The sequence below is a fragment of the Asticcacaulis sp. genome (assembly GCF_035497195.1).
Lineage (GTDB): Bacteria > Pseudomonadota > Alphaproteobacteria > Caulobacterales > Caulobacteraceae > Asticcacaulis.
In genome coordinates this window covers 564491-581997 of record NZ_DATJDZ010000014.1, presented here as the reverse complement: position 1 = coordinate 581997, position 17507 = coordinate 564491, and the positions used below count along the sequence as shown (strand labels likewise).

The window sequence follows — 17507 nt, the reverse complement described above, 5'->3', positions numbered from 1 at the left end:
GATTAACTTTTTAACACGGGCACAGGCAGTGGGCGAGTGCCCAGGCCTTCAAATTCGCGTTATTGGCGAGACGGCCTTACCGCACCGTGTGCCGGACCGGTGAAACGCTCCACGAAACCGTCCCCTGGTCGATCAGGGCATGGACCGGTGAGTCGGCCAGTTCCGTCATCACGCCGCCGGCGGCGGCCTCGCCATCCGCCACTGACGCCCAGATCAGCATGTCGACGATCAGGCCGTCGCCGCGTTCGCAGATGCGTCGCGAACGAAAGCCGGGCTGCCGCCTGAGCCAGGCATCGACATCGGCATTGGCGGCGATGAATTCGGCGCAGGTGCCGCGGGCCAGCCGGAAGCTGGTAATTTCAACGGCTTCACTCATCACAGGCGCTCCGTATTCATGACATCCGACAGGCCACAGAAGGTCAATGCGTTCTGGATCAGGTTGGGCGATGCCTGCGCTTCCAGCATCAGCAGCGCGCCGTCGCATTTCAGCAGGCCGAGGCAGGTTTTGATATCGGCTTCAGCCACGGTGCAGACGATCAGGTCGAACGCCCCTTCCAGCGCACGATGGGTCACGGGGTCATTGGTGGCGAAGTAATGATCGGCGCCCATCCACAGCCGGTCCGTCGCCGAAATCACCGGGTTGAGCACGCTGACCTCGGCGCCGGTGGCGCGGGCAATACGGATGGCCATGTGCGCCAGACCGTCGGTGCCGTATATGGCAACGCACTTGCCGGCCCCGGCATGGCGGTGGCGCAGGAGGGAATGGAAGACGTGCGGGCGGGTAGCCACGCCACAGGCGGTTATGGAAGCCATGTTGTATCCCGAATATGTGGTGATGACTGATCATGCCCTGCAAACGCGCGCGGGTGGTATAGCAATCCTGCAAGCCTTATGCACGATCCTGCAAAAGGCGCGTATTCACCATTCCCTGCGCGCGCAGCTCTGCTATGCTTGGTCCTCCAAATTATAAATGGTTTCCGCATGAGCCTGCCCTTTACGCCCTATCGTGAGCTTGCCGCGCTCATTGCCCGTTACGCCACGGCCGACGGCGAGATCATGACGCCGATCGACGGCCTGTTCCTCGGCCGGCGCTCCGGCCCGTCCGACCCCCTCCACAAGGGTCAGCACGCCTGTTTCGCCCTGGTGGCGCAGGGGGCCAAGAGCGTGACCGTCGGGACGGAAACCCACCATTACGGCGTCGGTTCGTGTATCGTGATCTCACTCGACCTGCCGGTGACTTCCTGCGTCACCGACGCCAGCCCGGAGGTGCCGCAGCTCGGCATGGGGATGCTGATCAATGCCGACCGCCTGCGCGAGGTCATCGCCCGGCTTCCGGTGCCGCATCCGGCCTTCACCACCGCGCCGGTGCGCGGCGTCGGCGTCAATACGGCGGCGCCCGAACTGCTCGACGCGGTCCTGCGGCTGCTGCGGCTGCTTGACAGCCCTGCCGATATTCCCGCCATGGCGCCGTTGATCGAGCAGGAAATCCTCTATCGCCTGCTGACCGGCCCCGATGGCCCGCGCCTGTTGAATATCGCGCGCGCCGATACGCCGGGTAACCGCATCGCCCGCGCCGTCGCCTGGCTGCGCGAACATTATGCCCGTTCGCTGCGCATCGAGGATCTGGCCGGTAACTGCGGCATGAGCGTCTCTTCGCTGCACCACCATTTCAAGGCGGTGACGGCCCTGACGCCGGTGCAGTATCAGAAACAATTGCGCCTGCATGAAGCCCGCCGGCTGATGCTGGTGGAGGCTTGCGATGCCGGCACGGCGGGCCACCGCGTCGGATATCTCAGCCCGTCGCAGTTCAGCCGCGAATACAGCCGGCTTTACGGCTGCCCACCGGCGCGCGATATCGAAACCCTGCGCGAAGGCGCCACCTGACGCCTTTACGTGTCCGACATTTCCCCCTATAAGCGCCGCCATGTCCATGATGATGACCACAAAACCGACACTGACACCGACCCGTTTGCGGGGCGGTCCTGTCGTGCTGGCGGTTTAACAGCAGACACCGGACAAAGCCCCGCGAAAGCGCGGGGCCAGTCTGTACTCACGACCATCACACCTCGCGTTTCCGCCTAATCAAAGGAGACGTGACTAATGAACAAGATTCCCAATATCGGTATTGTCGGCGCCACCGGCCTGGTCGGCAGCATGATGCTGGCCCTGCTGGCCGAACGTAATTTCCCGCTGCAATCCTTACGCCTGTTCGCTTCCAGCCGTTCCGCCGGTAAAAGCGTGTCCTTCAGGGGGCAGACGATCGTTATCGAAGATGCCGCGGCGGCCGATTATGCCGGCCTCGATATCGTGTTCTTTTCGGCCGGTGGTTCGACCTCCAAAGCCCTGGCGCCGAAGGTCGCGGCGGCCGGCGCCATCGTCATCGACAACTCCTCGGCCTGGCGCAGCGATCCCGACGTGCCGCTGGTGGTATCCGAGGTCAATCCCGAAGCCCTGCGCCATATCCCGAAGGGTATTGTCGCCAATCCCAACTGCACGACGATGGCGGCCATGCCGGTACTGAAGCCGCTGCACGACGCCGCCGGGTTGATCCGTCTGGTGGCCAGCACATATCAGGCGGTTTCCGGCGGCGGCATCGAGGGTATCGAAATTTTGCGCGACCAGATCGTGGCCGGGGCAGCGGATTGCGCGGCGCTGGCCCATGACGGTTCGGGCGTGAACCTCGGCGAGGTGCGCAAGTGGGCCGTGCCGATCGCCTTCAATGTCGTGCCGCTCAACTATGTGCTGGACGAGGATGGCTATACCGAGGAAGAACTGAAACTGCGCGACGAAAGCCGCAAGATCCTCGAAATCCCCGACCTGAAGGTGGCGGCCACCTGTGTGCGCGTGCCTGTCTTCACCGGCCATTCGCTGTCCATCAACGCCGAATTCGAGCGCCCGATCGCGGCTGAGGCCGCACGGAATGTCTTAAGCCGCGCCCCGGGTGTGGTCGTGACCGATGTGCCCAATCCGCTGGCCGCGACGGGTAAGGATGAGGTTTTCGTCGGGCGCGTGCGGTGCGACCCCACGGTGGCGCACGGCCTGACCCTCTTCATCACCGGTGATAACCTGCGCAAGGGCGCCGCGCTCAATGCGGTCCAGATCGCCGAAGTTCTGCTTAGTCAGGCGTAATCACAAGTGCCCGCGGCCGAAAACCGCGGGCTAACCCGCCACCTTCCGCAGCGACGCTTCAATCTGGCCGCCGCAGTAGGCATCCCCGAAGCGTTTTTTGGAGAAGGCTGCCAGTTCGACAAATCCTTTGGTCGCCCACATCCGCTTGGTCAGACCGGCGATCAAAGGCGCCTGATCTGGCAGAATATCGCCAATCTTTGGAAACTTGTCGGCCAAAGTCCCCCAAAGCGTCGCGGTGACGATATCGGCGATGCCCGCCTTGTCGCCACCCAGCAGGAAACCGGCTTCCGGCGTCAGGCCATTGCGCCTGGCCGTCACCTCGAAAATTTTCATCCAGCGCCTGAGCCGGGGGATAAAGGCCTTCCAGCTATCCGGCGTCCACATCTCGCGGCCGCCGTCGTTGGTGATCTCATCGATGACATCATTGGCGTCGTTGACAACCTTGATCGACATCGCCCGTCCCTCAACGCCCGTCGGCAACAGGTCGAGTGTTTCGCCGAGATAGAAGGCGATCGCCGACATTTCCGACAGCCTGAAGCCTGTGCGATCATCGATCAGCACCGGCGGCCCCATGAAGGGCACCGGCTGATCTTCCGGCGCGGCGCTGGTCAGCTCTGCCACGTCGTCCGACTCGTCCCACGCTTTGCCGGCATGAGACAGGATGGCACGGATAAACTGCCCGCGAAACGGCACCGGCCAATAGATAAGGGTATAGTCCGCCATGCTTCACCTCTGTTTCACGACAACAGAATTGGCCGGACAGCGGATAAAATCGCAATAGGGATTACAAAACGACAACAGCCACACCCGATCGCTCAGGTGTGGCTGTCAAATCTCGTCGAAAGCGCCGTCAGGGTTAACGGTAGCTCTGAATCCTCGTCGTGCGCAGGCCGGCCATGCCATGAGTCTCTATGGCCTTTTGCCAACCCAGGAACTCTTCCGAGGTAATGTTGTAGCGTTCGCACGCATCGTCGAAGGTCAGCAGACCGCCGCGCACGGCCGCCACCACCTCCGCCTTGCGGCGGATAACCCAACGTTCCGTGCCGGCGGGCGGCAGGTCGTTGAGCGTCAGTTTTGCCCCGGTAGGACCAATCACGTATTTTTCGCCTTTGTTATCGCGGCGTTGCTCTTGAAGCATGGCGTTTTGCCTTTGTTACCATCACATACGAGCATCCTATACAACGTCCTTAAACATCCGCTTAATCCCCATGGTAAATATGGTGTAAAAATTGCGGTAGGATATCGTTAATACTCTGTTTAGTATGTGTTAAGGGTTCACTTTCAAGATTAACGCGTATTAATAGTTTTTCTTCACATAAGTATAAAATGAAAAAGAGCGGTTAAAACTTCAATAACTTCGCTCTTTCAATTCATTTAACGCTTGATAGCCAGCAGTTCCTGCAACATATCGTCCGCCGTGGTGACGATCTTGGAGGCCGCCGAGTAGGCGCGCTGCGTGGTGATCAGGCCGGTGAATTCCTGCGCCAGGTCGACCGTGGAAGCTTCGAGCGTATCGGCCTCGATGCTGCCGGCGCCGTTCTCGCCCGGCGTCTTCAACAGATAGGCGCCGGAATCGGTCGATACCTGATAAGCGTTGCCGCTGACGGCCGTCAGGCCGTTGGCGTTGAGGAAGGTGGCCAGGGCGACCTGGGCCAGGGTGCGGGTATTGCCGTTGTTGTAGATCGCCTTGACGATACCGTCGGCGCCGACCTCGACCTTGGACAGGGTGCCAAATTCGGTGCCGTTGGCCTTGACCGAGACGGTGGTGGAATCGCCCGATGTCTGCGTGATATTGCTGCTGCCCGCTGCGCCAAACCCCATGCTGATGTCCTGCCCTTCGGCGCCGACCGCCGTTTTCCAGCGCGGCGCGACCGTGACGTCAGCGGACGAGGCCCCGATGCTGAAGCCGGTGTCCGACAACAGTTTCGGCAGGGTGCCGCCATAGCTCGCCGGGTCTTTAACGAGTTTGCCCTTGGAATCGAAATAGATCGAGCCGGTATCAATCTGATTCAGGCCATTGTCGGAATCGACATCAGCCGAAGAGACTTCGTAGTACCAGCGCGTCATGCCGTAGGTAGGGCTGGGCGTGGTGTTGTCGGTATCGACATTGCCCTTGAGCAGGGAAATCGTGATCGTATGTTCCTGGCCGAGCGAATCCGACACCGTGGAAGTGATCGTCGAATCCGGCTTGGTGCCCGCGCCGGTGGCGGGATCGTAGATCGACATGGCCGCGGAATAGGTCGGTGGCGTTGTCGTCATGTCCGATGCGGTGACGGCGGTGGTGGCGTTATAGGGGCCGTCATCAAAGGTCGTCGGGTCGTTATCCGCCAGGTTGACCGCATCCGAGATAGTGGTGCGGGCGTCAAGATTGGCGACGAAGTTGACCGCCGTCGTGGCCTCGACCGAATTGGCCAGGTCCGACACATTGATCGGCGCCAGCAGGTTGACGTTGGTGGCCGAGGTTGAGATGTTGCCGCTGGAATCGGCGGGCCAGCCCTGCAGGTAGTAGCCGCCCGAATTGACCAGGTTGCCCTTGGTGTCGGTGGTGAAGGAGCCATCGCGCGTGAACAGCAGCGAGCTGCCTGAGGTCAGGTCTTCCGGCTTTTCCGACACGACGAAGAAACCCTGGCCGTTGATGCCGAGGCTATAGCCTGAGGTATTGCTGTTCAGTTCGCCCTGAGCGGTGTTGTTCTGGCGATTGACCGAAACCACGCCGCCGGAGCTGAAGGAGTTCTTGTTGTTCGAACCGGAAACCAGGTCGGTGAAGTTGGTCAGGACCCGTTTGAAACCGGTGGTGTTGGAATTGGCGATATTGTTCGAGATGGTGGCGAGGGCCGTGGCGTTCGCGGCGAGCGCGGTAACCCCGGACTGCATGGCGCTGTTGATACTCATGAGATGAACTCCCGGAAACGATAAAGTGAAATGGGTTTAAAAATCAGGAAACGCTGGTGACGCCGGTGAGGGGCACGGAGGTATTGCCGACCTTGAGGACGACCGTGCCGTCGACATCGGCGGCGGAGGTGACCACGCCGGTGACGCCGATGGCGGCTTTGACGTCGCCGGCGGCGTTGGTGGCCTTGATGCTGAGCTGGTACTGATCTTCGGGCAGAGCCTTGCCGCTGCTGTCCTTGCCGTCCCAGCTAAAGTCGTGGATGCCGCTCGTCAGGTCGCCGGCGGGGCCGCTCCAGACGACATTGCCTTTGGAATCGCTGACGCTCAGGGTGGCGCTGGTCGCCTCGGCGCTCAGGGCGTATTGCCAGTCGGCCTTGCCGTCCTTCAAGGTGGCGATGTCCTGATCGGCGGTCACCGTCTTGCCGATATAGCCGACGGCGGCGTTCATCGAATTCTGCGTGTTGTTGCTGGCGATGGTCTCCAGATACCCATTGGCCTTCAACTGCTGCTCGACCGAGGAATACTGCACGAGCTGGGCCGTCCACGCGGTGGTGTCCATCGGCGACAGCGGGTCCTGGTTCTTGATCTGCGCCGTCAGCAGATTGAGAAAGGTGCTGTAGTCGGAACTGAACTTCGACGTATCCGCCGCCGTCTTGGTATTATTTGTAGTCGATGAGGTATCGGTGACGTTGGCAACCATGAGAGTTTCCTAAACGCTGAGATCGAGCGCGAGGCGCGACGCGGATTGACGGTATTTCAGGCGGGCGGCGGAGGCGTCGATCGCGCTGTTGAGCGCGGCGAGATCGGCGTCCGCCGCGGCCTGATCGGCGGCGGCCTGACTGCGGGCCAGTTGCGCCAGATGCTGACTGTGAGGGCGCTGCTGCCCCTGCTGACTGTCTGCCTGGGTGAAGGCATTTTGCTGCTGCGGCGAATTGCCCGACGAGGAGTCATCGGCGCTGCGGGCATTGGCATTGACCGTCTGCGCCTGACTCTGGGCCGTGGCGTCGGTCTTGAGGCGGGTCGAGAAACTTAAGGCGTCATCGGAAAGCTTGAGGCCGGTGGCGCTCAACTGCTGACGCAGGTCGCTTTCACGGGCGCTGAAAGTGGCGGCCGTCATATCGGAATCGAAGGTCATGTGCGCCGTCATCTTGCCGTCGCGGCCAATGCTGAGCGCCACATCGACCTTGCCGAGGTCGGCCGGGTGCAGTTCCATGGTAAACTTGGTCGCGCCCTCGGCGTTGCGCTTGTTGATCTGGACGCTGAGCGCGTTGATGTTGTCAACGGCGGTTTGCGACATCAGGCTGGCAGCCGGCGCCTGCGGGGTCGCGGCGGGCGCATAACCGTTGGCGTCGCTCGTCACGGGTGCGCTGACCAGCGAGAAACCGGACGGTGCGGCAGCGACCGGCGTGCTGGCGATTTCAGGGCTGTTTTCAGCCCGGGCTGTGGCGGTCTTGCGCGTGACGGCCTGGGCCTGAACCTGGGCGGCCTGGTTTTGCGCCAAAGTCTGAACAGGCTGGGTCTGAACTGGTTGCTGCGCTTGAGGCGCAGGCACGGCGGCCTTGGCCGGCTGCGCATCGGCCTGAACATTGGCGCTCGTCGCCGGTACGGCAGGCGCGGCGGCGGGTGTGTTCGGCGTTGCCGCGTTCAGCAGGCTGGCGAATTTCGGCGCGGCTGACGCCTGCCCCTCCGGAGCGGACGGGGTGTTCGGCGCCGCTTTAGTGTCGGCAGCCTGATTTTGAGGCGCTTGCGCTTGCGGCACGGCCGGCGCAGCCGGAGTCGGGTTGCGAACCGGCGCGGGCGTGCTGTTATCCCCGGTCGCGGCGGTGACAGGCTGACTGACCGGCGCGGCTACCGGCGCCACAGGCGGCGCGATGACGGCCAGGCTGACTGCGGGGTCCGGTGCGAGCGGGATCGTTTCGGGGGCGCTTTTGCCGGTTTCAGCAACGGCGACCTTGTCTGTTTTGGCATCCGCCGCCTTGCTTTCGCTTGGCGTCACGTTTTCTTTGGGCTTCACGTCCGTCGCCTTGACAACAGGCGCCGCGACAACCGGAACCGCTTCAATCGGTGCTTCGGTCAACACCGGGGCCTGGACCGGCAAGGCTACGGGCGTAACGGGTGCGGGCTTATCTTGAGCAACGACGGTAACCAGTGCAGGCGCCGTCTGTTCAGCTTCCGGCAACACGATCACGGGCAAGGCGACTTCGGCCTGCGCCGTTTTGGGGGCTGTAGCAGAAGGCGTCGGCGTTTCGACTGGCTTTGCCTGCGGCTTCGTTGCGGGCACGGCGGGCAGGATACCCTCAGCCGGCACCGCTTCAACGACGACATCCGGCGCCAGGATCGGCAGCGGAATCGCCTGGATCGCAGGTACCGCTTCCGGCGTCACGGCATCTGCCGGCAGGATCAGGGGATTGACCGGCATGACCTGGGGCGTGACGGTTGGCTGCGCCGTATTGACCGGAGAAGCGACCGGCGCGGAAACAGCAGCCTGAAAAATGTCGATTTGCGGGTCAACGGCCTGAGACGCGGCGATCTGGAGGGCAACACTCCGCGACGCGGCATTTATCGGGGAGGCGGATCCCGGAACACCGGCGCCCGGCGCGGCGGTCAGGCCAGTCAAAGAACCCGAAAGCAAACTGGCGAAGTCACCCGTTCCCGTATTTGAGACAGACGCAGCCGTTTCCCCGCCGGTGGATGCACCGGTCGCCACTATTGGCATAAGGGGAAGATCGAACGACATGAATATCCGCGAAAACAACGAGAACAGCCGGTCGCGTCTTGCGGCAGGCGGTCGGGGCGAAGTCAACGCATTTTGCGCATCCAATCCGGAAGCGCCTTGCAAACGCCGGGCCAGTTCTTAACCATCTGATTTAACTACAATTACCGTAAAGTGACAGCCCCTGAAACGGCGGCATTTGCCGGGGACAGTGGTCAAATTTGCCTAGACCGGCGACGTTTCGCCGCTGTCGGGCCTCTCCCTGCCCCGCGTCCTGACAAATCCAGCCCCACAATGGCATTTTCAGTCGATCCCCTGCCCCGCGATATGATGATCGCGCGCGCGGGCATGAACTTTGACGATCCGCGAAGCTGGCACGCGACTTGAAACTGTTAACGCAGACAACCGCTCACCCTGTCAGGAACAAAAAGCCAAGTTTATGAAAAACAACAGTTTTTTTAAATTCAGCCATAAAACGCCCCGGCCATTTTTGCCGGGTTGCATGCAGGGTTTGCCTATGAACGCCCGCCGGGAGGCCGCCGCATGTCGTTAGCGTCCATCATGAATATCGGTGTTTCGGGGCTGATGACGGCGCAGGACCAATTGCACGTTGTCTCCGACAATATCGCCAATCTCAACACGCCGGGCTATATCCGCAAGGTTTCCCAGCAGAACAGCGTCGTCACCGCCGGCGTCGGCATGGGCGTGCAGTCGGGCCAGGTCACTCTGGCCGCCGACAAGTACCTGCAAGCGGCGGCGCTGAAAGCGACCTCGGCCTCGGCGCAATCGGACACCAGTTACGAACTGCTCGACCAGATACAGTCGCAGTTCGGCGATATCACCGACACCAATAACCTGTTCGGCCAGGCCAGTTCGGCGCTGTCCTCGATGGCGCAACTCGGCGAAGACCCGACCTCCAGCGCCGGCCGGCAGCAGGCCGTCAGCTATCTGTCCGGCTTTCTGTCCGAAGCCGATCGCATCTCGACGCGCATCCAGACCATCCGCGGCGACGCCGACGCGCGCATAGCCACCGATGTCAGCGCCGTCAACGACCTGCTGAAAAGCATCAGCGCGCTCAATGGCTCGATCTCAGGCGCCGCCGTTTCCGGCGCCGACGCCACCGGCGCACAGACCAGTCAGATGACCTACATCGACCAGTTGTCGAAACTGGTCGATGTCAAGGTCAATCAGGAACCGAACGGCGGCGTCACCGTCCGCACCCAGTCAGGCCTGACACTGGTGACTGCCGGTTCCTACGCCACCCTTGATTACAAGCCGACAACGGGTGTCGACGCCACGACCAGCTTCGGCGCCATTACCGTCACCGGCGTCAATGGCGAAACCCGCGACCTGGCCGACAGCCTGACCTCCGGCGAAATCAAGGGCCTGCTCGATATCCGCGACAAGACCTCTGTGGCGGTCAATGACCAGCTCAACGAGTATGTCACCCAGTTCGCCAGCCAGATGAACGCCGCGCACAACGCCTCAAGCGCCGTGCCGGCCCCGACCTCCCTCACCGGCAAGAACACCAGCCTGACCGAGGCAGAAGCGATCACCGGCTTTCGGGGCGAGACCAATATTGTCACGCTCGACCAGACCGGCAACATCACTCACAAGATGACCCTGACCTTCGCTACCGACGGCAGCGGCAATGGCAGCTATCTGATGGACGGTGTGGCCGGCACCTTCTCGGTCGGCAGCTTCGTCAGCGATATCAATGCCGGCCTGGGCGGCGCGGCGACACTCGATTTCAGCAGCGGTGTGATGAAGCTGACGGCGGGCGGCACGGATAGCGTGGCTGTCGTCGATTCTCCGGCCGATCCCGCCACCAGCACCACCCCGTCGAACAAGCTCGGCCAGGGTTTTTCACAGTTTTTCGGGCTGAACGACCTGATCACGTCGGACGTGCCGACCAATTTCAAGACCGGCCTGACCGGCGCCAGCGATCACGGCTTCGCCGCCGGTGACACGATCAACTTCGCCATCAAGTCCGCCAACGGCGCGACCGTCGCCAATATCGCCTACGCCATTCCGGCCGGCGCCACCACTATGTCCGACCTGATCACCGGGACCGATGGCCTGAATGACACCGCGACCGGTCTTGGCCGCTTCGGCACCTTTTCGCTCGATGGCAATGGCCAGCTCACCTTCAAGGGTTTCGGCAGTCCGGCCAATACGCTCGGCGTCGCCGGCGATGAAACCCAGCGCAATGGCACCGGCGCTTCCTTCACCCAGTTCTTCGGCCTGGCCGATAGCGCCGGTAACGCCGCGACGCATTTCAACGTCGCCTCACGCATCGAAAACAATGTCGGCAATCTGTCCCTGGCCCAGGTCGACCTGAACACCGCCGGCGGCGTCAGCGCCCTGACCGGCGGCGATGGCGCGGGCGGCATGGCGATGGCTGCCATCGGCACCCAGGCAACCACCTTCAATGCGGCCGGGCTTAACGGCGGCGGCGCCTCGACGCTCGAACGCTACGCCGCCGATCTCGCCGGCCAGGTCGGCAATCTGGCCGCCACTGCCAAGACCACCAAGGAAAGCAACGCCTCCCTGCTCAGTGAGGCGACCTCGCGCCGGTCGAGCTACGAAGGCGTCAATCTCGATGAGGAACTCATCAATCTCACCACCTTCCAGCAGGCTTACAGCGCCGCCGGCCGCCTCGTTCAGGCGGCCAAGGACATGTACGACGTCCTGCTCAACATGGTATAAAGCACATGCGCATCTCGACAGCCGAATCCTGGTCCAACGCCCTGAATAACCTGATGACGGCGCAGACCCGGCAGGAATCCGCCAATAACCAGGTCTCGACCCAGAAGATCGCCACCGATCTGGCGGGCTATGGCCGCACCTCCGAAATCATTGCCTCCTACCAGTCGTCCCTGTCACGCACCAATTCCTATATCGACGTCACCCAGACAGTCTCCGCCCGCCTGAACAGTCAGGATATCGCCCTGACCACCACCGGCGACGCCGTGACCAGCGCCAAGGATTCGATCATGAGTTCGCTGGCCAACGCCACGGGCACCACCCTGATCCTCGAATTGCAAGGCAGCTTCTCGGCGGCGCTTTCCGGCCTCAACTACCGGCACAACGGCCAGTATCTTTTCAATGGCGGCAACGATAATGACGCGCCGGTTTCGGTCAACAGCCTGTCGCAACTGGCCGCCCTGCCCGCCGCCGCCGACGCCTTCACCAACGGCACGGTCAAGAAAAGCTCGCAGATCGACGCCGGCACCACTATCCAGACCGGGATGCTGGCCTCGGATATCGGCACGCAGTTGATGGATCTCTACAAGCAGATCCAGAATTATAACGACGACCCGACCACCGGCCCCTTCGCTGACCCGTTGACCGACGGCCAGAAGGATTTCCTGACCACCAAGGCGCAGGAATTCAGCAAGCTGTACGACCAGACGCTGCAATTCAGCGCGCTCAACGGCACCATGCAGAAACGCGTCGAAAACACCCAGACCTCACTGAAAGGTCAGGCGGATTCGATGTCGCAACTGGTCGATGACCGCACCTCGGCGGATATGGCGACGGCCTATTCCAACCTGCAACAGGCGCAGGTGGCGGTCCAGGCGTCGGCCCAGGTGCTGGCCAATCTCAACCAGACCAGCCTGCTCAATTTGCTGAAATAATCAGATCGATTTGAAATTGACCCGCGCCGACAAGGCCTCCGCACTTTCCTTGCGTTCGGAATAGCGATCAACGAGATAGCCGGCGCAATCGCGCGTCAGCCAGGTGAACTTGATCAGTTCCTCCATCACATCGACGATCCTGTCGTAATAGGGCGACGGCTTCATGCGGTCGTTATCGTCAAATTCGGTGAAGGCCTTGGCGACCGATGACTGATTGGGGATCGTGACTAACCGCATCCACCGCCCCAATACACGCAACTGATTGACCGCGTTAAACGACTGCGATCCACCCGAAACCTGCATCACGGCCAGGGTCTTGCCCTGGGTTGGCCGCACCGAACCGAGCGACAGCGGAATCCAGTCGATCTGCGCCTTCATGATACCGGTCATCGCCCCGTGCCGCTCCGGCGAACACCACACCATGCCTTCCGACCACTGGACCAGGCTACGCAGTTCCTGCACCTTGGGATGATCCGCCGGCGCATCATCTGGAAGAGGCAGGCCAGAGGGGTTGAATATCCGCGTTTCGGCGCCAAAGGCCTCCAGAATGCGCGCCGCCTCCTGCGTAACCAGCCGGCTGAATGAACGCGCTCGCACCGAACCATATAACAGCAGGATGCGCGGCGCATGATCCGAGCGCTTCGGATTGAAAAGCGCCATCCGGTCCACCGGCAGAAAGCTGGCCGCATCCATTTGCGGCCTATCGTTAAGCGGATCAGACAACGCGCTGGCCTTCCGCGTCGATCATCAACTGGCCGTCCTCCTTGGCGAACGGCCCCGGCGGATAGCGATCGATCAGGTCTAGCACGGCTTCGGAAGGCCGGCACAGCTTCACCCCGCGATCGGTGACGACGAAGGGCCGGTTGACCAGAACCGGCGTTTCCAGCATGGCTTTAAAGATGGCCTCATCGCGCACGCCCTCATCAAGCAGGCCCATCTCCTTCGCCGGAGATTTGGTTTCGCGCAAGGCCTGACGCGGCGTGAGACCGGCGGCGGTCAGGAGCGTGAGCAACAATTCGCGTGTCCAGCCGGTTTTGAGATATTCGACGATTTCCGGTCGGTAGCCCGCCGCTTCAAGCACGGCCAGCACATTGCGCGAGGTGCCGCAATCGGGATTGTGAAAGATGACGGGGTTCATGCAGTTATCTCATGTGTGGGTTTCAAAAACCAGGTGCAGACGGCCAGGGCCAGCAGCGCACCGGCGATCTGGGCGAGGATAAAGGCCGGTACGTCGACCGGTCGGATGCCGGCGAAGGTGTCGGACAGGCAGCGGGCGAGGGTGACGGCCGGATTGGCGAATGAGGTGGAGGCCGTGAACCAGTAGGCGGCGGTGATGTAAAGGCCGACAGCGACGGGCACGAACTCACGGTGCGCCCTGTGGGTGGCGAAAATGGTTAGGATCAGGCCGAAAGTGGCCACCCCTTCCGAAAGCCATTGCGCCGGACCGGTGCGGACCTTTTGCGAGACTTGCAGGATCGCCTCGCCGAACATGGCGTGCGCCAGCCAGACGCCGGCGATGGCGCCGATGATCTGAACCATCACATAGGCCGCCGCCGGCGCAGTCTTCAGTTCGCGCCGGATAGCAATAATCAGCGTGACGGCCGGATTGAAATGCGCGCCGGAAATCGGTCCCAGCATGGTGATGAGCACGACCAGAATGGCGCCGGTGGCCAGGGTGTTGCCGAGCAGGGCGATGGCGACATTACCGCCCGCCAGGCGTTCCGCCATGATACCGGAACCGACGACGGTCGCCAGCAGCAGGCACGTTCCGATGAATTCGGCGAACAGCCGGCGGCCCAGGTTTGGCATTAAAGGGCATCCTTGCCGATATCGGACAGCTTCGTTTGCAGGGAGAGCTTATCGAGACTTTTAATCGGCAGGTTGATAAAGGCGGCGATGCGATTGCGCAGCACGCGATAGGCATCCGCAAACGCCAGGGCGATTTCGGCGTCCGTTCCGGTCGCCGCCGCCGGATCGGGCAGGCCCCAGTGCGCCGTCATCGGCTGACCCGGCCAGATGGGGCAGACCTCACCGGCCGCGTTATCACAAACCGTGATGATGAAATCGAGCGCAGGCGCACCCGCTCCAGCAAATTCATCCCAGCTTTTAGAGCGGGCGAAATCCGTCGGGATACCCAAACCGGACAGAAAGTTCAGCGTATTCGGATTGACCTCGCCACGCGGCATGGAACCGGCTGAATAGCCGTTGAAACGCCCATTGCCAATCTGGTTCAGGATCGCTTCGGCCAGGATGGAACGGGCGGAATTGCCGGTGCAGATAAACAGCACATTATAGATTTTGTCAGTCATGGTTTCCTCAGCACATGCAGGCCAGTTTCTCGATGACGGGCTGGCAGAGCTCCTTGCGGCCGCCGCAACAGTCTTCGAGCAAAAATTCCAGCAATCCCTTCACCCCTTCCATATCGGCGAAATAACGGATCGAGCGGCCTTCGCGGGCGTTACGGATCAGGCCGGCCTGGGTCAGGATCGACAGATTGGCCGACATCGTGTTCTGCCGTACACCGAGCGTTTCGCCGATTCCCCCCGCCAACATGCCTTCCGGGCCAGCCGTGATCAGCAGGCGGAAAACATCAAGGCGGGTTTCCTGGCCAAGCGCTGCAAAGGCGTCGAGAGATTGCTTCTTTTCCATACATCAAGATTACATGATATATAGATATCAGCAAGCCCCAAATTCATCACATCCGGATAACCTTGTTTTTATTCCCTTTTTGGGGTAGACCCCAGCGCCGGCTCTGCTATTTTGCCCCGTCCGCTCTTGCGAACGGTCGGGGGATATCGCGCACACGCCTTGCGCATCCATGAAGGGCCTTTACCGGTTAAGACCCGTTTCAGGGAGGAGTCCTGCCCTTGATCAGCCTTATGGCCAGCGTGCTAATCGCCGCGGCAACCCCCGCCAGCGCCACCGATACGGCCTCTCCGTCCGCCTTCGCGGCCTTCGATCTCTCCGCCTGCGAAGGCGAGGATACCGCTCGCAGCTTACCGCGGCAAAAGGCCATCAGCCAGCTTTTGACACGTTACCCGATCGTGATAGACGCCGCCGATTTCAGCGGCCCGCAAACCCCGCTGGCGCAACGCGTCGCCGCGGCCTGCGCCGACAATGCCTGCCTGACAGACGGCAATCTGACCGCTGGCGCCTACGCCGCGCTCAATCGCACCGTCGGCGCCATGCTTGACGCGCGTGATGACGGACGGTTTCGGCTGATCTGGGCCGGTGAAGGCGTCGAACCGGCCTCACGCACCGACCGGATCGCTGCCTTTTTCGACCTGTCGCACGACACCTACGCCCTGCAATGCGTCGGCGCGCCCCCGCCGCCGCCGATCAGCGCGCCGGTCATCGCCGCCATTCCCAACGCAGAGGCTGCGCCGAAAAAAGGCCTGCGTGCCGCCATTTCGCACTGGCGGATCGCTTCGACCGTGAATGAAACCGAAAAGGACGACTACACCAAGCGCGATCCGGCGCGGCTGTCCTATGTCGATAACGCCGCCGACAGCGCGCCGGTGATTTCGGCGAAAGGCGTCATCGCCGCGCCGGCCATTATCACCTGGGGCGATCAGAGCGTCGCCAATCGCGGCTTCGGCGACATCCGCCCGTTCGCCGGCTATGAACGCATATCGAGCGTCAATCCCGGCAGCGAGGTCAACAACCTCGATCTCGGCCTGCGCGGTCATTTCCGCTTCGCCCGCAATGACGGCAAGGAAGCCTATATCGGCGGCCTGACCGCCGCCTACGAGACCGACGACCGCTTCCAGTCGTCTCTGACGCGCTTCGAAGCCTCGCTCAGCCTGCCGCTGAAAGCCTGGACGGACCGGACCTTTCCGGGCAACGGCTCGTCGGAATGCGTCATCTGCCAGACGGCCAACATGACCCTGGTGACCGATTATGTCGATGTCAGCGATCCCGGCGAAAAGCTGGCCCTGATCGACCTGCCGCAATATGCCCGCGCCGGCTTCGACGCCCAGTGGGATGTGCGGCTCAACCGCGGCAAGAACAAGCCGGGCTTTGGCCTCAACGTGCAATACAGCCGCCGCGATGACCTGCGCGGCGATGGCGCCACGGCCAGCCGGATGATTTCGCGCGCCGCCTATTACCCGACGCCGCAAAGCCACTATGTCTTCGGCCTCGAATACGACAAGGGCGAGGACCTGATCTCGCTCAGCACCATCGACCGCTGGATGCTGACCTGGGGCTACAGGCAGTAGACCTTTACGCCACCGCTTTCACGAGCGCTCGCGCGGCTTCGGTATCGCGGCCGGGTGGCAGGCCGAACATAAGGCCGTATTCGCGGGTGAACTGCGGCACGCTTTCATAGCCGACGGCGAACGCCGCCTGTCTGGCTGGCAGCCCTTCCAACCGCATAAGCCGCCGCGCTTCGATCAGCCGCAATTGCTTCTGAAACTGAAGGGGCGACAGCGACGTCACCGCGCGGAAATGCTGATGAAATGACGACGCGCTCATGCCGGCCACCGCCGCCAGCCGTTCCACCGGCAGGCTGTGTGTGAATTCGGCGCGCAGTATCGCCACAGCGCGCGCGATCCGCCGCGTGTGACTGTCCGGGTATCCCAGTTGCCGGATCGCGGCGCCATGGCGGCCCGTCAGCAACCAGTAGTGCAATTCACGCATCATCTGCGCCTGCAATACCGGCACGGCGGCGGGCCGTTCCAGCAGGAGTTTCATCAGCCGCAGCGCCACTTCCGTCACCGCCCTGTCGGTCGGCTCTACCGTCACCGGCGCGCCGCCAGCTACAGGCGCCATCTTCATCTCCAGCGTCAGTTCGGCGATCATCGCCGGATCGAGATCGCAGACGAGGGAGAGGTAGGGCGCATCGGCCGTCGCCTCGACCACCTGGCTGACCGTCGGCACATCGGCGGTGATCAGCAGCGACTCCCCCGCGCCGAATGTCAGCACCCGACCCTCCACCGTGACGCGCTTCACGCCCTGTACGACGAGCGCCACAATCGGACGGGAAATCGCATATTGCAGTTCGCCCGGCGCCGCAGAGCGCAGCGCTGTTACCTCTGAAATGGGGGTTTGGGCAATTCCCACCGCATCGGCATGGTCGGTCACATAGCGGGAAACGGCATCAAGAAGTGTGTCTGTCATAAGCCCATTTT

18 protein-coding genes are annotated in these 17507 nt (G+C 62.1%); 5 read left to right on the top strand and 13 right to left on the bottom strand.

All coding sequences use genetic code 11. The features are described 5' to 3' along the window. Nucleotides 1-76: 76 nt before the first annotated feature. Both VL130_RS06795 and VL130_RS06790 read right to left on the bottom strand, forming a co-directional pair. On the bottom strand, nt 77-376 hold the full coding sequence (locus VL130_RS06795; RefSeq protein WP_325361986.1) for a hypothetical protein: 300 nt from the start codon (nt 374-376) through the stop codon (nt 77-79). Beyond that, nucleotides 376-813, bottom strand: coding sequence for a hypothetical protein (locus tag VL130_RS06790; RefSeq protein ID WP_325361985.1), 438 nt, complete (start codon nt 811-813; stop codon nt 376-378). The genes VL130_RS06795 and VL130_RS06790 overlap by 1 nt, the downstream gene beginning before the upstream one ends. A 168-nt stretch (nt 814-981) precedes the next feature. Here VL130_RS06790 and VL130_RS06785 point away from each other — a divergent pair, with 168 nt between their 5' ends. Next, nucleotides 982-1884 (top strand): AraC family transcriptional regulator, encoded by a 903-nt coding sequence (locus VL130_RS06785; RefSeq protein WP_325361984.1) that lies wholly within the window; start codon nt 982-984, stop codon nt 1882-1884. Between the two features lie 216 nt (nt 1885-2100). Further along, nucleotides 2101-3129 (top strand): aspartate-semialdehyde dehydrogenase, encoded by a 1029-nt coding sequence (locus tag VL130_RS06780; protein ID WP_325361983.1) that lies wholly within the window; start codon nt 2101-2103, stop codon nt 3127-3129. 30 nt (nt 3130-3159) lie between these two features. On the opposite strand, the gene VL130_RS06775 is transcribed toward VL130_RS06780, so the two are convergent. From VL130_RS06775 to VL130_RS06755, 5 genes are all read right to left on the bottom strand, one after another. Continuing rightward, a complete protein-coding gene (locus VL130_RS06775; RefSeq protein WP_325361982.1) occupies nt 3160-3852 on the bottom strand; it encodes a glutathione S-transferase in 693 nt (230 codons plus the stop codon). 133 nt (nt 3853-3985) lie between these two features. Continuing rightward, entirely contained in the window at nt 3986-4267 is a 282-nt protein-coding gene (locus VL130_RS06770; protein ID WP_325361981.1) for a DUF1153 domain-containing protein, read from the bottom strand. Between the two features lie 236 nt (nt 4268-4503). Then, entirely contained in the window at nt 4504-6021 is a 1518-nt protein-coding gene (locus VL130_RS06765) for a flagellar hook-basal body complex protein (RefSeq protein ID WP_325361980.1), read from the bottom strand. A gap of 43 nt (nt 6022-6064) precedes the next feature. Then, nucleotides 6065-6721, bottom strand: coding sequence for a flagellar hook assembly protein FlgD (locus VL130_RS06760; protein WP_325361979.1), 657 nt, complete (start codon nt 6719-6721; stop codon nt 6065-6067). A 9-nt stretch (nt 6722-6730) separates the two neighbouring features. Beyond that, nucleotides 6731-8758: a flagellar hook-length control protein FliK gene (locus VL130_RS06755; RefSeq protein WP_325361978.1), complete on the bottom strand. Its 2028-nt coding sequence runs from the start codon at nt 8756-8758 to the stop codon at nt 6731-6733. Nucleotides 8759-9277: 519 nt separating this feature from the next. Between VL130_RS06755 and flgK the strand changes: the two genes are divergently transcribed. Further along, on the top strand, nt 9278-11443 hold the full coding sequence (gene flgK, locus VL130_RS06750; protein WP_325361977.1) for a flagellar hook-associated protein FlgK: 2166 nt from the start codon (nt 9278-9280) through the stop codon (nt 11441-11443). Nucleotides 11444-11448: 5 nt separating this feature from the next. Further along, on the top strand, nt 11449-12375 hold the full coding sequence (locus VL130_RS06745; RefSeq protein WP_325361976.1) for a flagellin: 927 nt from the start codon (nt 11449-11451) through the stop codon (nt 12373-12375). On the opposite strand, the gene arsH is transcribed toward VL130_RS06745, so the two are convergent. The 5 genes from arsH to VL130_RS06720 are packed head-to-tail and all read right to left on the bottom strand — an operon-like array spanning nt 12376 to nt 15024. Then, entirely contained in the window at nt 12376-13068 is a 693-nt protein-coding gene (gene arsH / locus VL130_RS06740) for an arsenical resistance protein ArsH (protein ID WP_325362385.1), read from the bottom strand. A gap of 22 nt (nt 13069-13090) precedes the next feature. After that, nucleotides 13091-13513: an arsenate reductase (glutaredoxin) gene (gene arsC / locus VL130_RS06735; RefSeq protein ID WP_325361975.1), complete on the bottom strand. Its 423-nt coding sequence runs from the start codon at nt 13511-13513 to the stop codon at nt 13091-13093. After that, nucleotides 13510-14184, bottom strand: a complete 675-nt coding sequence (locus VL130_RS06730; RefSeq protein ID WP_325361974.1) for an MIP/aquaporin family protein — start codon at nt 14182-14184, stop codon at nt 13510-13512. Before VL130_RS06730 ends, arsC begins: the two co-directional genes overlap by 4 nt. Beyond that, nucleotides 14184-14684 carry an arsenate reductase ArsC gene (locus VL130_RS06725; protein WP_325361973.1) on the bottom strand — a complete coding sequence of 167 codons (501 nt, stop codon included), beginning with the start codon at nt 14682-14684 and terminating at the stop codon, nt 14184-14186. Before VL130_RS06725 ends, VL130_RS06730 begins: the two co-directional genes overlap by 1 nt. A gap of 7 nt (nt 14685-14691) precedes the next feature. Beyond that, the gene (locus tag VL130_RS06720) at nt 14692-15024 is read right to left on the bottom strand and encodes a metalloregulator ArsR/SmtB family transcription factor (RefSeq protein ID WP_325361971.1); all 333 of its coding nucleotides are present in this window, start codon (nt 15022-15024) and stop codon (nt 14692-14694) included. A gap of 218 nt (nt 15025-15242) precedes the next feature. Here VL130_RS06720 and VL130_RS06715 point away from each other — a divergent pair, with 218 nt between their 5' ends. Then, on the top strand, nt 15243-16595 hold the full coding sequence (locus VL130_RS06715) for a hypothetical protein (RefSeq protein WP_325361970.1): 1353 nt from the start codon (nt 15243-15245) through the stop codon (nt 16593-16595). 4 nt (nt 16596-16599) lie between these two features. Here the strand turns inward: VL130_RS06715 and VL130_RS06710 are convergent, their stop codons facing one another. Next, nucleotides 16600-17496, bottom strand: a complete 897-nt coding sequence (locus VL130_RS06710) for an AraC family transcriptional regulator (RefSeq protein WP_325361969.1) — start codon at nt 17494-17496, stop codon at nt 16600-16602. Between the last annotated feature and the right edge of the window lie 11 nt (nt 17497-17507).

Coding starts and splice junctions, on each gene's coding strand:
- VL130_RS06795 (WP_325361986.1), bottom strand. CDS start 376: ATGAGTGAAGCCGTTGAAATTACCAGCTTCCGGCTGGCCCGCGGCACC.
- VL130_RS06790 (WP_325361985.1), bottom strand. CDS start 813: ATGGCTTCCATAACCGCCTGTGGCGTGGCTACCCGCCCGCACGTCTTC.
- VL130_RS06785 (WP_325361984.1), top strand. CDS start 982: ATGAGCCTGCCCTTTACGCCCTATCGTGAGCTTGCCGCGCTCATTGCC.
- VL130_RS06780 (WP_325361983.1), top strand. CDS start 2,101: ATGAACAAGATTCCCAATATCGGTATTGTCGGCGCCACCGGCCTGGTC.
- VL130_RS06775 (WP_325361982.1), bottom strand. CDS start 3,852: ATGGCGGACTATACCCTTATCTATTGGCCGGTGCCGTTTCGCGGGCAG.
- VL130_RS06770 (WP_325361981.1), bottom strand. CDS start 4,267: ATGCTTCAAGAGCAACGCCGCGATAACAAAGGCGAAAAATACGTGATT.
- VL130_RS06765 (WP_325361980.1), bottom strand. CDS start 6,021: ATGAGTATCAACAGCGCCATGCAGTCCGGGGTTACCGCGCTCGCCGCG.
- VL130_RS06760 (WP_325361979.1), bottom strand. CDS start 6,721: ATGGTTGCCAACGTCACCGATACCTCATCGACTACAAATAATACCAAG.
- VL130_RS06755 (WP_325361978.1), bottom strand. CDS start 8,758: ATGTCGTTCGATCTTCCCCTTATGCCAATAGTGGCGACCGGTGCATCC.
- flgK (WP_325361977.1), top strand. CDS start 9,278: ATGTCGTTAGCGTCCATCATGAATATCGGTGTTTCGGGGCTGATGACG.
- VL130_RS06745 (WP_325361976.1), top strand. CDS start 11,449: ATGCGCATCTCGACAGCCGAATCCTGGTCCAACGCCCTGAATAACCTG.
- arsH (WP_325362385.1), bottom strand. CDS start 13,068: ATGGATGCGGCCAGCTTTCTGCCGGTGGACCGGATGGCGCTTTTCAAT.
- arsC (WP_325361975.1), bottom strand. CDS start 13,513: ATGAACCCCGTCATCTTTCACAATCCCGATTGCGGCACCTCGCGCAAT.
- VL130_RS06730 (WP_325361974.1), bottom strand. CDS start 14,184: ATGCCAAACCTGGGCCGCCGGCTGTTCGCCGAATTCATCGGAACGTGC.
- VL130_RS06725 (WP_325361973.1), bottom strand. CDS start 14,684: ATGACTGACAAAATCTATAATGTGCTGTTTATCTGCACCGGCAATTCC.
- VL130_RS06720 (WP_325361971.1), bottom strand. CDS start 15,024: ATGGAAAAGAAGCAATCTCTCGACGCCTTTGCAGCGCTTGGCCAGGAA.
- VL130_RS06710 (WP_325361969.1), bottom strand. CDS start 17,496: ATGACAGACACACTTCTTGATGCCGTTTCCCGCTATGTGACCGACCAT.